Raw genomic sequence first — 12,610 nt, forward strand, 5'->3', positions numbered from 1 at the left:
CTAATAAAACACTTTATGAAGACATTGCTCATAAAAGCGGCAGGCATCACGAATCCCAATTGGCGCGGATATAATTCTGGTGTGGGGCGCTCAACGCAATTACTCTTGGAAGCCCTTTCAAAAGAGGTACCCTTGCCATTTGAACTTCACTATTATACAAATGGCATGAGTTCTTTGAATCACAAAAACGCTTTTCCATTTAAGTACCACCGCTTCCTGCTCCCAGAAGAATGGGGATGTCATAAAACAAAAATAGAACCATTCTATAGAGCTCATTGTTTGAAATATGATTTATTGCACATACCCCACAACTTGGATGCAATATTCTCTGGTGAGAAATACGTTGTCACGCTTCACGATGTCATCGGCTATGACAATGCAAAAAAAGATGGCAACCAGGTCGCGGCTCAAAAATGGATTGACATGGCAAGAAACTCTGTCGGCATAATCACCTGCTCAAACTTTTCAAAAGGCGAAATAGTTGACAAGCTCGGTGTATGCGCGGACAAAGTTGATGTTGCATATTGGGGTATTAATTATGATAAGTTCCACATCGAGAATGAAACCATGGTAAAAAATAGATTAAATAAACTTGGGATAGACTTTCCCTTTTTTGTTGCTATATCATGCGCTCATCCTCGTAAAAACATTAGAACACTACTAAAAGCGTACCAATTGTTCAGTAAGCAAAAACCACAACATCGTCTTGTATTGGTATGGGGAAATCCTCCATCTGATCTCCTTGAAACCTACGCAAAGGAAATAAGAGAGAAGAATATTATTTTTCTGGATTATGTATCCGATGAGGACTTAACTGCGCTATATAATGGCGCATCTTGCACAATGTTCCCAACTCGTTCAGAAGGGTTTGGTTTTCCTGTTTTGGAGTCTTTTGCGTGTGGAACACCTGTCATGACTTGTAAAAATACAAGTCTGCCAGAGGTCGGTAGAGATGTAGCGTTATTTGTCGGCGAAGATGACATTGATGGAATGGTGGATATCATGAAACTATTTGAATCAAATTCATATGATACGAATAGATTCTTGATAAAGTCGAAAAATCTCTTACAGAATTTTTCTTGGTCAAAAACGGCAAAGTCCTACATTGATTTCTATCAAAAACATCTGTAACAAAAAGGCTTTGTAGTCATATTAATAAGCATTTTGTTTCACTAAACAAGCTTGGATTCCAACTAGAAAATACTCAAAAAATAAAGGAAGAATTTTATTCCAGCTATGCGAATAGTCCACATCACATTTGGTTTCGGCTTAGGCGGCATAGAGACTATGCTGACGAATATTGCCAATGAGCAGATAAAACTGGATCATGACATAAGTATTATTATTATTAATGATATAATAAATGAGAACCTCAGAAGGTCTTTGAACCCAAGAGTACGTTTTGTATGTTTGGAACGCAAAGTTGGCTCAAAGAGTGTCGCACCAGTTATTAAGTTAAACTTATTGCTCTATAGGCTAAAACCTGACATAATACATTTACATTATGCTTCTATAGCTAAGTATTTGTTCTTTCCGTCTGTGCAAAGAAGAATATGTGTTACTATGCATGATGTTTGTAGCAAAAACAACTCTAGGTATTTGTATAAGTCGCGTAGGATATACGCCATTTCAAATGTAGTGAAAAAAGACATATTGGAGTTTAAAGGTCTGTATTCGGAAGTTGTACTCAATGGTATCAAGCCTGAATTAATAAATCATGTATCAAAAGAAAGAGACGGACATTTCCGAATTGTCCAGGTTGGCCGTTTGGCTCATTTGAAGAAGGGACAACATATCTTAATTCAAGCAGTTGCACAGTTAGTCAAGCAAGGATATGATAATCTGGAACTATCCCTAATTGGAGATGGCGATTCGAGAGAATACCTTGAAAATCTAGTGAAAGATCTTGGAATTAAAAACCATGTACTCTTCTTAGGTGCAAGAGAGCAATTGTATATTTTCGCTCATCTTCACGATTATGATTTGTTTGTACAGCCTTCTATTTTTGAGGGCTTTGGGCTTACAGTAACCGAAGCAATGGCTGCTAAAGTGCCGGTATTGGTATCGGAAAATCAAGGTCCGCTCGAAATAATAGACAATGGTAATTATGGATATTATTTCAAAAATCAAGATGTGGACGATTGTGCAGACAAAATAGAACTCTTTATTAATCACAAAAACGATGTGGAACAGATTGAAAAAGCATATCAAAGGGTAACAGAGTTGTATAATGTGAAAACGACAGCAATAAATTATTTGAATAAATATAGAGAGTTCATTGATTCAGGCTATGTTAAATTACGATAAGGGGAAAATATTTATAGAAAGATCTTCCTGCCAACAATGTGGCGTGTGTGAGGCTGTTTGTTCCAAACAGGCCATAACGATAGATTTGAGAAAGGATGGTACTCATGACATTGTGGTGGATGAAGAAAAATGCATCAAGTGCCAACGGTGTGTAAAATGCTGTCCTGCCAACAAAAAGGAAAACTATGAGGGCTATTTTGACAGCTTTTCAAAGAAAGAATATTTCCTTGGCTACAATACGAACAGCAAGATACGGCGTGAGTGTTCATCTGGTGGTGTATGTAAAACCGTTATAATTGAAAGTTTACGCGGTGGGCACGTAGATGGGGTATATACACTGTGTACCAACGACACTTTCCCTTTTGCCGAGGGCGAGTTTTATACTCAGGAAAACATCCCTAAGTATGATGATATGCCAAACTCGGTATATCATTCGGTAATGGCATGCCGAAACATAAATAAGATAAAGCATTGTCATCGGTTAATAGTAGTGGGTACAAGTTGTCAGCTTCGCGCTTTTAACGAAGCACTTAAGGGCAAGGCCGATGAAATCATAAGAATTTGCATATTCTGCAAACAGCAGAAGACGTTGGACTCAACGCGCTTTCTCGCCAAAGCAATGGGAACGGAAATTCCAGAAAATTTAAAATTTTCAATCAACTATCGTGGGATTGGATGGCCGGGAATCGTTAGGGTAAATGAAGCGCAGATGTCATGGAATAGGGCAGCAGCACTTCCATTCGGTAAACGATTGTGGACCGTTGCGGGATGCAACGTGTGTGGCGATTCTTTTGGTATCAACGCAGGTGCCGACATCACCCTTATGGACCCATGGAAAATATGTGAGGCCAATGACCTTGGTGAGACACTTATCACGATAAATACGGATGTTGGCTATGAGTTATTACGGCAAATACCATCTATCACTTTAGAGGCAAAGACTTTTAAAGAGATAGAACTAGCATTGGATTTGAAAGATGTTTGGCGTAAGCAGCAATTAGTGCCTTTCTTCCGTGGGGAGAATTGTGACTCTAATATTAAAAGAGCAGGTCGTGCAGAACAGAGGCAGAGAACGTTCTTCCAGACGGTGGTGGAATTTCTGCCCAGGATGCCCATGCTATTCTATAGAGCATTATGCAAGCTGCCAGATAGACGCAACAATATTTTGAAATAAATCGAATATGGATGTAAAAGTTATTACTCGCCATGCTCCGTCTAACTACGGTTCACTTCTACAGTCTCTTGCCACAATGAAGATTTTTGAGAGGCTTGGGCACAAATGTGAAATTATAGACTATAGACGCGATGATGAGCGCGGATTGAAGGCTGTTCTCACTACTCTTAATGGAAAGGAAGGATGGAATGGGGGGTTAGTGAAAAGATTGGCTTATATTTTATCCAGATATCCAGAGGAAAGGTTGGCGGAGATTAAGTTTAATAATATGCGCCGGCATTATTTGAAGATGACAGGCCTGTGCCGCAATATGGATGATTTGAGTAGATTGAGTGCAGACGTTTTTGTGACGGGCAGTGACCAAGTATGGGGGCCCACACTCAACGGGCATTATGATGAGGCTTATTTCTTGTCTTTTGTAAAAAACACCCGTAGGGTTGCATACGCCGCAAGTTTCGGAAGAACATTATTTACCGATGAAATTGCTTGCGAATACAAGCGTTTCCTATCTCAATACGACGCTATAGCCGTGCGAGAGGATGCAGCTGTAAAGACATTGCAAGATTGGGGGCTGAACTGTGTGGGGCAAGTGTTAGATCCAACACTTCTGTTGACTGGTGAAGAATGGGAGGCTTTCATTAAACGCAGACGGATAAAAGGCGACTATGCCCTAGTTTACCAGTTGCATAATAATCCAGAAATGAATGTATTAGCTGAAAGATTGGCCCGTCATCATGGATTGCCATTATATCGAGTATCGCCTACTCTCCATCAAATAAAAAGAGGTGGAAAATTTGTCTATCTTCCACAAGTTGAAGATTTTCTTTCTTGTATCCGATATTGCAAACTAATGGTTACAGACTCATTTCATGGAACAGCGTTTGCCATCAACTTCAATCGCCAGTTTGTAGAAGTACTGCCAAATAATTCTACGGGCAGCAGAAACCAAAGTATACTCAGATTAACAGATTTACAGAGCAGAATTGCGTCAAACCTCGGCGATTACTTTTTATCCGACGACAAAATTGATTATAAGCATGTAAATGAAATCCTACATTCCGAAAGAGGAAAGTCTATGGAAATCATTAAAAGAATTCTGAGTTGACAGTGCTACAACATTTTATATATAAATGAATTTTATTAGATTATTATGATACGCATTATCTTTGACTGGCCTTGCTCTCATGGTAGCGTGTGCTCCGATATGTTCATTGTTGAAATGAAAAAACATGGCAAGGACTTGATTGTTGATGGCGCGCGAAGAGCTAAACCAAGAGTACTATTTTGGTTGCTTCTGGCTATCAGAACCATCTTCAAATCAAAAAAAGAAGACATAATAGTGACATGGCTGGATACGCTGGGGGTCTTTTGTTACTGGGTAGGCAAATTGACTAATAGAAAGAGGAAAATATTGGCTCTCAATATTTTGTTAAAGGAGAAAACCACTTTTAAGAACCGATTATGGAAAACATTGTACAACATTGCCATCGATGATTACAACTTCTATTTTACATACACATCTAAATGGCAGAAATGGAATACATATCCTCGGGCGTTTTATTTGCAAGACACTTATGTGGACCGAGATGCCCTGTTTGTGACATATAAAGACTGTGGCAAGACGGTTTTTGTAGGGGGGTGGAATGGTCGCGACTGGCCTTTAGCTATTCAAGTTGCCAAAAGGCTACCTTCCGCAGATTTTTATTTCGTATGTCCTCCTATGGTGGAGAAATTGTTGGAAGACAAAACCAATAATATACACGTCGGATATGCATTGCCTCGCAAAGAATATCTTAAGACTTTGGCGGAATGCTCGATAGTTTTTCTTCCTTTAGACACGAACGCTCCTGCTGGGCTAATCGTGCTTTATGAAGCGGCGATGAAATGCAAGGCGTTGGTTATGACCGAAAACGATGTGTCAAAAGATTATCTTGTCAACCAAAGCCTTGGTTTGTTGGTAACAAAAAATGATGTCGATGACGCCGTGGAAAAATTAGAAACCCTTTTGGACAATGAACAAAAGCGAGAAAGCATGTCAAAAGAATTGCAATCATACATTATGGAGATAGGTTCTTTCCCTAATTATTGCAAAACGCTCAATGGTATATTAGACATAGTGATTCAGAAAGAGTTGGTATGAATGTTGGCATTGTAGAAAAGAAGAGGGTATTAAAGTCTGAAGATGAAAGAGAAATTTAAGAATTTGTTAAGTTATATCAACTGCCAAAAACATGGTTTAAGTGTTTAAGCTATTGTTATATTTTGTGGGTGGGAAAATTATCAACCGAGGTAAGTTCGTGATTGGCAATGGCGTTAAAATACGTCCATAGAGCGACATTTACATATTTTAATATGGATTTATAAGTTACTATTTATGCGAATCTTACTTTCTAATAAATTTTATTACCGCCGGGGCGGCGACTGCATCTATATGCTCAACCTTGAACAGCTGTTGAAGACTCATGGGCATGAAGTGGCGGTGTTTGCTATGGATTATCCTGACAACGAGGAAACTCCGTGGAAGAAATATTTCCCTTCAAACATGAGCAAGCAGATGGCTTTCACAAGACCTTTCGGGTCACGCGAGGTGAAAAACAAGTTCGGCAAGCTGCTTGATGACTTCCGTCCTGATGTAGTTCACCTTAACAATATCCATACGCAGCTGTCGCCTGTCATTGCGGAATTGGCGCATAGGCGTGGCATAAGGACGGTGTGGACGCTGCATGATTACAAGCTGCTTTGTCCACGTTACGACTGTCTGCGTAATGGCAAGGAAATTTGTGAACTGTGTTTCAATGGCGACAAGTCGCATTGCAAGACTTATCGCTGTATGAAAGGTTCAAGACTTGCATCCGAAATCGGGTATCGTGAAGCAATAAAGTGGAACAGGAAGCGGCTTGAGGAATGCACCGACTTGTTTGTCTGCCCGAGCCGTTTCATGGCGGAAAAGATGGCGCAGGGAGGTTTTCGGAAAGACAAGCTGAAAGTGTTGTGCAACTTCATCGACATTGAAAAATGCCGCAAGGACGGTTACGCTAAGGACGACTATTACTGCTATGTCGGCCGTCTGAGCCATGAGAAAGGCGTCGGCACACTTGTTAAGGCCGCTGCACGGTTGCCGTATAAGCTGAAAATCATCGGCGAAGGACCATTGCTGGAGCAATTAAAAATTAGAAATGAAGAATTAAAGGGGAATGTCGAGTTTCTTGGTTTCCGCCAATGGGATGACATAAAGGACATTGTAGGGAAAGCGAGGTTTACCGTGATACCCTCTGAATGGTACGAGAACAACCCCTTGTCGGTAATCGAGGCCGAATGTTTGGGCACGCCCGTACTTGGCGCCCGTATCGGCGGCATACCTGAACTGATAGACGAAGGCGTGAACGGAATGACTTTTGAGAGCGGCAACGCAGATGACCTTTACGGGAAAATTAAGGCGATGTACAATGCTGATTTTGACTATAAGGTCATTGCCGATGCTGCGATGAAACGGTACAACGCCGAAAGCTATTACGGAGAAATAATGAAGTGTTACCTTGGCCGTTAAAGGGCACTTTGCAAAAAGCTGTATATTGCCGTTCAAAAGGGCACGTTTTGCACCGCGAAATGGCACGTTTCATATTGCGATATGCGGCAAATCGGAAAGCAGACAAAATTCTTTTTACCGCAATGTGTTTTTAAGCATATTGCCCAAACCTATAAACATCTTATTCTCAACGATTTAAATATTAAAGAAACAAGATAAAATGGCTAACACAAACATTCCGCGTCCAACCGACGCAAGTATCATCCTGACGTATCGCTGCCCGATGCGCTGCCAAATGTGCAACATCTGGAAGAACCCGACAAACAGGCAGGAGGAGATAAAGGCGGAAGACCTCAAGACGCTGCCGCAACTGAAGTTCATCAACCTTACGGGCGGAGAGCCGTTCATCCGCGAAGACCTGGCCGAGATAGTTGAGGAGTGCTACAAGCATACCCCGCGAATTGTAATCTCCACCTCAGGCTGGTTTGAGGATAGGGTTGTCGCATTGGCAAAGAAATTTCCGAATATTGGTATCCGTATTTCCATTGAGGGATTGAGCCAGAAAAACGATGAGCTGCGTGGCCATGCAGGAGGATTCGACAAGGGCCTGAGGACATTGCTTACATTAAAGCACATGGGACTGAAGGACATCGGCTTCGGCTGTACAGTGTCAAACCACAACTCGAAGGACATGCTTTCGCTCTACCAACTGTCACTTTCGCTCGGCATGGAGTTCGCCACGGCAGCGTTCCACAACTCGTACTACTTCCACAAGAGCGACAACGTAATCACGAACAAGGACGAGGTGACGGGCAACTTCAGGCAGCTGATAGAGTGGCAGCTGAAGGAGAAGCACCCGAAGAGCTGGTTCCGTGCGTGGTTCAACATGGGACTTATCAACTATATCGAGGGCGGACGCCGTATGCTGCCTTGCGAAGCCGGCATGGTAAACTTCTTCATCGACCCGTGGGGCGAGGTTATGCCCTGCAACGGACTGGAGGAAAGGTACTGGAAAGAGAGCATGGGCAACATCCACGACAAGCCTTTCATGGAAATCTGGGAGAGCGAACAGGCGCAGAAAGTACGGCAGATGGTACGCAAATGCCCGAAGAACTGCTGGATGGTGGGCACGGCAAGCCCGGTGATGCACAAGTACATCAAGTATCCTGCAAAATGGGCGTTGCAGAACAAGCTGCGCTCTATGCAGGGCAAGCCGGCTTGCATAGACCCGAAGTGGTGCGACGTAGGCCAAGACCCGTGCCAGGGGGATTTGAGGGAGAAGTTTTGAGTTACTTGACTCTTTTACCTGTAATGAGAAGCCATAAGGCGGAAAGGCAAGAACATACGACAATTCTTGCAAACAATATTGTTTCTTTAAAACTGCCTTGTGGCTTTTCCATTAGTTGAGTTGCTTTTGTTTCTGCAAAAGTAATTATTTGTTTCCAAAATCAAGAAATCTTTTATGAAGATAGTAGTTACGGGCACCCGTGGCATCCCGAACATCATGGGCGGCGTTGAAACCCATTGCGAGGAGCTGTTTCCGGGGATAGCCAAACGGGGCTTTGACGTTACCGTGATACGCAGGACGAATTATGTCAATGATGACTTGAAGGAATGGAAAGGCGTGAAATTGGTGGACATCGACAGCCCGAAGAAGAAATCATTTGAGGCCATCATCCATACTTTCCGTGCCATTAACGAGGCAAAGCGGTTAAAAGCCGACATCCTGCATATCCATGCCATCGGCCCTGCATTGCTTGTACCATATGCAAAGATGAAGGGTATGAAGGTTGTTTTCACCCATCACGGCCCAGACTACGACCGCGACAAGTGGGGATTTGCAGCAAAGACGATGCTGAAACTTGGTGAACGCATGGGCTGTATGTTTGCCGACGAGGTGATTGTAATTTCCGATGTGATACGCAACCTAATAAAACGGAAATACAACCGGACGAGTCACGTACACTTGATTTACAACGGCGTGTCGCAACCCGAAATATGCGACTATCCCGAATACTTCAAGGAACTCGGCATAGAGAAAGGCAAGTATATACTTGGCATGTGCCGCTTTGTGCCGGAAAAGAACCTGCACCACCTTATTTCCGCTTACGCCAAAGTTAAGAATGAAGAATTAAGAGTTAAGAAAGATAGCGGGATAAAGCTGGTCTTGGCTGGCGATACAGACTTTGAGGATGATTATTCACGTGGATTGAAGGAGATGGCGAGGAAGAACGGCGTCATCCTTACTGGCTTCATCAAGGGCAAGAAGCTGCATTCATTGTTGACTAATTGCCGGGCGTACTGCCTTCCGTCGAGCCATGAGGGTCTACCAATAGCGTTGCTTGAAGCCATGAGCTACGGCGTAAAAGTTATAGTAAGTGACATTCCTGCAAACAAGGAAGTAGGTCTGTCTGAAAGCGATTATTTTCCCGTCGGTAATGTAGATGTGTTGGCGGAAAAGCTGAAAGCTGTCATCGAACAACCGCTGCAGCATATTGATTACGACATGAAGAAGTACGACTGGGAGAAAATCGCCGACCAAGTTAGGGACGTATATTCTGAATTAACAAATAAGTAAAACCAACATAAATCTATAATTATGAAAGGAATCGTATTGGCCGGTGGCAGCGGTACGCGGTTGTACCCTATCACCAAGGGAATCAGCAAGCAGCTCATCCCGATTTTCGACAAGCCGATGATTTATTACCCGATTTCGGTGCTGATGTTGGCAGGTATTAGGGAAATATTGATTATCTCGACACCTTACGACCTGCCGGGGTTCAAGCGGCTGTTGGGTGACGGCAGCAATTTCGGGGTGAGGTTCGAGTATGCGGAACAACCGTCGCCGGATGGACTGGCACAGGCTTTTATTATCGGGGAGAAGTTCATCGGGAATGATTGCACTTGTCTTGTGCTGGGTGACAACATCTTCTATGGAGCAGGACTTAATGACCTATTGGAACAGGCGGTTGTTGATGCTGAGCAGAACGGCAAGGCGACGGTGTTCGGTTACAGGGTTGGCGACCCCGAGCGTTACGGAGTGGCTGAGTTCGACAAGGACGGGAATTGCCTTAGCATCGAAGAGAAACCTGAACATCCGAAGAGCAACTACGCCGTTGTTGGATTGTATTTCTATCCGAACAAGGTTGTCAGCATCGCAAAGAGCATCAAACCGTCGGCACGCGGTGAGCTGGAAATCACCACGGTAAACCAGGAGTTCCTGAAAGATAAGGAATTGAAGGTGCAGACGATGGCTCGTGGCTTCGCATGGCTTGACACGGGTACTCATGATTCTTTGTCGGAGGCAAGTACCTTTATTGAGGTATTGGAAAAGCGGCAAGGCTTGAAGGTTGCCTGTCTTGAGGGAATAGCTTACCGAAAGGGATGGATAACGGCTGATAAACTAAAGGAAGTGGCGCAGCCGATGTTGAAGAACGGCTACGGGAAGTACCTCATGTCGATTCTTGGTGAAAGAAAGGATGACATAACAAAGAACTTGGAGTATTGAGCAATTAAGAATTAAGAAAGATGGCATTGTAGCTTAAACAAGTTATTTTGCTATTCCCCTTAAATTATAAAACAATGGAATTAATAAAGACAGACATAGAAGGCGTGGTAATCATAGAGCCGCGCATATTCAAGGACGCCCGCGGATATTTCTTCGAGAGTTTCTCGCAGAGGGAGTTTGATGAGAAAGTCGGGCACGTTGAGTTTGTGCAGGACAACGAAAGCATGTCATCGTATGGTGTCATGCGTGGGCTGCATTTCCAGCGTCCGCCATATACGCAGGCGAAGTTAGTAAGGTGCGTAAGGGGAAAAGTGCTCGACGTTGCGGTTGACATCAGGAAAGGCTCGCCAACATACGGCAGGCATGTGGCGGTTGAATTGACCGAGGACAACCACAGGCAGTTCTTCATCCCGAAAGGCTTTGCCCACGGTTTTGCAGTATTGAGCGAGACGGCCGTGTTCCAGTATAAGTGCGATGAGTTCTACCATCCCGAGGCGGACGGAGGAATAAGCATACTTGACAATAGCCTCGGCATTGACTGGCGCATACCTACCGAACACGCAATACTGAGTGAGAAGGACACGAAACATCCGCTGTTTAAAGACTTTGACAGTCCTTTCAGCCCCTTCTGACCTTCCAGGTAGGGATGGAAAGCCATTTACAGCATTCTTTACACTGTGAAGGAAACGGTTTACAAACTAAATATTACAAATAACTTTTAATACGGCTCTCTTCAAAGCCTCCATACATAGGAGGTTTGGAGGGACATCTAACAACATGAACATACTTGTAACAGGCGCAAACGGCCAGCTCGGTAATGAAATGCGCATAATAAGCAAAGATACGAACGACAATTATACCTTTACAGATGTCGTAGAGGTTGAAGGCGTTGAAACGACAATCTTGGATATAACCAATGCCGAAGCCATAAAGAAGATAGTCAAGGAAAAGGATATACAGTGCATAGTCAACTGCGCCGCATACACAAACGTTGACAAGGCGGAAAGTGACGAGGCGTTATGCAGGAAACTCAACGCCGATGCACCAAAGCTATTGGCAAAGGCGATGAAGGAAGTGAACGGGCTTCTCGTGCAGATTTCAACGGATTATGTTTTCGGCGGCGACCCTTACAATACGCCTTGCAGTGAAGACCAAAAAGGAACACCTACTGGAGTCTACGGCAAGACAAAGCTCGAGGGAGAGAATAACATAGAGGCAGTCGGGGCTGATTACGTCATAATAAGGACGGCATGGTTATATTCAGAATTCGGCAAGAACTTCGTAAAGACAATGCTCAACCTTACGGCGACAAAGCCGAAACTCACCGTTGTCTTCGACCAGGCTGGGACACCGACATACGCATACGACCTTGCAGTGGCAATAAAGGCCGTGCTGGCAGACTATGAAAAGGAAAGCCCGAAAGACGGATATTCAAAACGTGGAATATATCATTTCAGTAACGAGGGAGTCTGCTCATGGTATGACTTCACGAAGAGAATCGCCGAGCTTGCGGGAAACACAGCTTGCGACATCGAGCCTTGCCACAGCGATGAGTTCCCCAGCCCGGTAAAACGTCCGGCGTATTCGGTTCTCGACAAGACGAAAATCAAGGAAACATTTGGCATCAATATTCCCTATTGGACGGACTCATTAAGAAAATGCATGAATAACATTGGCGTACTAAAGGCATAGACCTTCACGCCAACGTTAACACACTGAAAGCCAAAATGATACGACACACATTCCAAAAGGCACAAAATTATGTTGCCAAATGGCACATATCATGAAACAAAACGGCCCAAATTGAAATGTAAAACGCATCGTTTCATAAAACAATACTTCAATAATGAACTAACTACAAAATAATCATGGAATTCAAGAAGACTATCATCATAACCGGCGGAGCCGGGTTCATAGGCTCACATGTGGTGCGCCTGTTCGTCAACAAATACAGTGAGTGTCACATCATAAATGTCGACAAACTGACCTACGCCGGCAACCTGGCCAACCTGAAGGACATCGAAGGCCGGCCCAACTACACATTCGTCAGGGCCGACATCTGCGACTTCGACGCCATGCTCGGGCTCATGCGGCG

General features: G+C 43.7%; 12 protein-coding genes. All 12 read left to right on the forward strand.

The features are described 5' to 3' along the window. Positions 1-15 precede the first annotated feature (15 nt). Positions 16-1,131, forward strand: coding sequence for a glycosyltransferase family 4 protein (locus H6B30_RS09985; RefSeq protein ID WP_205110161.1), 1,116 nt, complete (start codon positions 16-18; stop codon positions 1,129-1,131). A 105-nt stretch (positions 1,132-1,236) separates the two neighbouring features. Next, positions 1,237-2,307 carry a glycosyltransferase gene (locus H6B30_RS09990; protein WP_262896802.1) on the forward strand — a complete coding sequence of 357 codons (1,071 nt, stop codon included), beginning with the start codon at positions 1,237-1,239 and terminating at the stop codon, positions 2,305-2,307. Then, positions 2,291-3,481, forward strand: coding sequence for a Coenzyme F420 hydrogenase/dehydrogenase, beta subunit C-terminal domain (locus H6B30_RS09995; protein WP_205110165.1), 1,191 nt, complete (start codon positions 2,291-2,293; stop codon positions 3,479-3,481). Before H6B30_RS09990 ends, H6B30_RS09995 begins: the two co-directional genes overlap by 17 nt. 7 nt (positions 3,482-3,488) lie before the next feature. Beyond that, entirely contained in the window at positions 3,489-4,586 is a 1,098-nt protein-coding gene (locus H6B30_RS10000) for a polysaccharide pyruvyl transferase family protein (protein ID WP_205110167.1), read from the forward strand. A 45-nt stretch (positions 4,587-4,631) separates the two neighbouring features. After that, a complete protein-coding gene (locus H6B30_RS10005; RefSeq protein WP_205110169.1) occupies positions 4,632-5,621 on the forward strand; it encodes a glycosyltransferase in 990 nt (329 codons plus the stop codon). A gap of 234 nt (positions 5,622-5,855) precedes the next feature. Then, complete coding sequence (locus H6B30_RS10010; RefSeq protein WP_205110171.1) at positions 5,856-7,028, forward strand: glycosyltransferase; 1,173 nt, start codon at positions 5,856-5,858, stop codon at positions 7,026-7,028. Positions 7,029-7,227: 199 nt separating this feature from the next. Next, entirely contained in the window at positions 7,228-8,295 is a 1,068-nt protein-coding gene (locus tag H6B30_RS10015; RefSeq protein ID WP_205110173.1) for a radical SAM protein, read from the forward strand. A gap of 174 nt (positions 8,296-8,469) precedes the next feature. Beyond that, positions 8,470-9,585, forward strand: coding sequence for a glycosyltransferase family 4 protein (locus H6B30_RS10020; RefSeq protein WP_205110175.1), 1,116 nt, complete (start codon positions 8,470-8,472; stop codon positions 9,583-9,585). A gap of 21 nt (positions 9,586-9,606) precedes the next feature. Continuing rightward, the gene (rfbA, locus tag H6B30_RS10025; protein WP_205110177.1) at positions 9,607-10,515 is read left to right on the forward strand and encodes a glucose-1-phosphate thymidylyltransferase RfbA; all 909 of its coding nucleotides are present in this window, start codon (positions 9,607-9,609) and stop codon (positions 10,513-10,515) included. A 74-nt stretch (positions 10,516-10,589) separates the two neighbouring features. Continuing rightward, complete coding sequence (rfbC, locus tag H6B30_RS10030) at positions 10,590-11,147, forward strand: dTDP-4-dehydrorhamnose 3,5-epimerase (protein WP_205110179.1); 558 nt, start codon at positions 10,590-10,592, stop codon at positions 11,145-11,147. A 145-nt stretch (positions 11,148-11,292) separates the two neighbouring features. Beyond that, a complete protein-coding gene (gene rfbD / locus H6B30_RS10035; protein WP_205110181.1) occupies positions 11,293-12,207 on the forward strand; it encodes a dTDP-4-dehydrorhamnose reductase in 915 nt (304 codons plus the stop codon). A gap of 176 nt (positions 12,208-12,383) precedes the next feature. Next, a partial coding sequence (locus H6B30_RS10040) for a GDP-mannose 4,6-dehydratase (RefSeq protein WP_205110183.1) occupies positions 12,384-12,610 on the forward strand: 227 nt, incomplete at its 3' end.

It is taken from the genome of Marseilla massiliensis (assembly GCF_016899955.1).
Lineage (GTDB): Bacteria > Bacteroidota > Bacteroidia > Bacteroidales > Bacteroidaceae > Prevotella > Prevotella intestinigallinarum.

What these genes read in the sequence shown, in the direction of transcription:
- H6B30_RS09985 (WP_205110161.1), top strand. Translation starts at nt 16, where the DNA reads ATGAAGACATTGCTCATAAAAGCGGCAGGCATCACGAATCCCAATTGG.
- H6B30_RS09990 (WP_262896802.1), top strand. Translation starts at nt 1,237, where the DNA reads ATGCGAATAGTCCACATCACATTTGGTTTCGGCTTAGGCGGCATAGAG.
- H6B30_RS09995 (WP_205110165.1), top strand. Translation starts at nt 2,291, where the DNA reads ATGTTAAATTACGATAAGGGGAAAATATTTATAGAAAGATCTTCCTGC.
- H6B30_RS10000 (WP_205110167.1), top strand. Translation starts at nt 3,489, where the DNA reads ATGGATGTAAAAGTTATTACTCGCCATGCTCCGTCTAACTACGGTTCA.
- H6B30_RS10005 (WP_205110169.1), top strand. Translation starts at nt 4,632, where the DNA reads ATGATACGCATTATCTTTGACTGGCCTTGCTCTCATGGTAGCGTGTGC.
- H6B30_RS10010 (WP_205110171.1), top strand. Translation starts at nt 5,856, where the DNA reads ATGCGAATCTTACTTTCTAATAAATTTTATTACCGCCGGGGCGGCGAC.
- H6B30_RS10015 (WP_205110173.1), top strand. Translation starts at nt 7,228, where the DNA reads ATGGCTAACACAAACATTCCGCGTCCAACCGACGCAAGTATCATCCTG.
- H6B30_RS10020 (WP_205110175.1), top strand. Translation starts at nt 8,470, where the DNA reads ATGAAGATAGTAGTTACGGGCACCCGTGGCATCCCGAACATCATGGGC.
- rfbA (WP_205110177.1), top strand. Translation starts at nt 9,607, where the DNA reads ATGAAAGGAATCGTATTGGCCGGTGGCAGCGGTACGCGGTTGTACCCT.
- rfbC (WP_205110179.1), top strand. Translation starts at nt 10,590, where the DNA reads ATGGAATTAATAAAGACAGACATAGAAGGCGTGGTAATCATAGAGCCG.
- rfbD (WP_205110181.1), top strand. Translation starts at nt 11,293, where the DNA reads ATGAACATACTTGTAACAGGCGCAAACGGCCAGCTCGGTAATGAAATG.